Below are 1,024 nucleotides of genomic sequence, written 5' to 3' on the forward strand. Positions count from 1 at the left end.
CTCAATGGCCTTGGGTTCGAAGTACGACCTATCGTTGCCGGCAATTTTGCCAAGAATGAAGTCGTCAAATATTTCGACTCGGAAGTCTCCGGTGAGCTGAAGAACGCCGAGCATATCGACAGTAACGGCTTGTTTGTTGGCAACCATCACTACTCGATTGCCGACGCAGTCACAACGCTCAAAAACCTCTAACGCATGAGAACACCAATGTCATTGGTTTCCAAAATCAAAACCCGCCTGGGGCTGATGTACCGCCGCCACATCAAACGGGAGCCATTCTTGATTGAAGTTGAACGTTGGTTCAGCGACCGGGGGGATGAGACCTTGCGCCTGAACTACCCACTGAATGCGCAAAGTATCGTTTTCGATATTGGAGGATACCTGGGCGATTTCGCCGCCGAAATCCACAAACGCTACGGCTGCACCGTCTATATTTTTGAGCCCGTTGCGGAGTTTCATCAGCAGTGCGTAGCACGCTTTCTGGGTAATCCAAAAATCGTCTGTTTGAACTATGGACTGTCTTCCAGCGACGGATTCTTCAATATTGGCCTGGCCGACAACGCATCAAGCTTCGATTCACCGCATGCGACCGGCGCCGTTCAGCGGGTGGAAGTCAGGTCGGTGGTCAATTGCATCAAAGAACTGGAAATTGCGCAAATCGATTTGATGAAGATCAATATCGAGGGCGGCGAGTTTGATGTGATTCCTGCGTTGATCACCTCTGGAGACATTAGTCGGATTCGCCACCTGCAAGTCCAGTTCCACAATTTCATAGACAAAGCCGTATCCCGTCGTGAGCTCATTCGCAACGATCTGGCACAAACCCACGACGAAGCCTGGAACTACGAGTTCGTCTGGGAAAGCTGGAGCCGAAAGGATTGAACCTTGCGTGATCTTCAAATCTTGTGCCACTCAGAGTGGCCGTCCCTGCAAGCTGGAGACCCTTCGCACGGTCCGTCTGTCTTGAGCGTTTTTTTCGCAAACGACGTCACTTCCACGACAGCGCCTTTGGATAACCGAACTC

Annotated in this window: 1 protein-coding gene and 1 pseudogene; both read left to right on the plus strand. The window is 51.3% G+C overall.

From position 1 onward, the window contains the following. A pseudogene (locus AC1DWI_RS24315) lies at positions 1 to 192 on the plus strand (pyridoxamine 5-phosphate oxidase); the annotation flags it as partial. 15 nt (positions 193 to 207) lie between these two features. Beyond that, positions 208 to 882 (plus strand): FkbM family methyltransferase, encoded by a 675-nt coding sequence (locus AC1DWI_RS24320; RefSeq protein ID WP_477668494.1) that lies wholly within the window; start codon positions 208 to 210, stop codon positions 880 to 882. The last annotated feature ends 142 nt before the right edge of the window (positions 883 to 1,024 follow it).

This window comes from Polaromonas sp. P3_C2, from assembly GCF_056402675.1.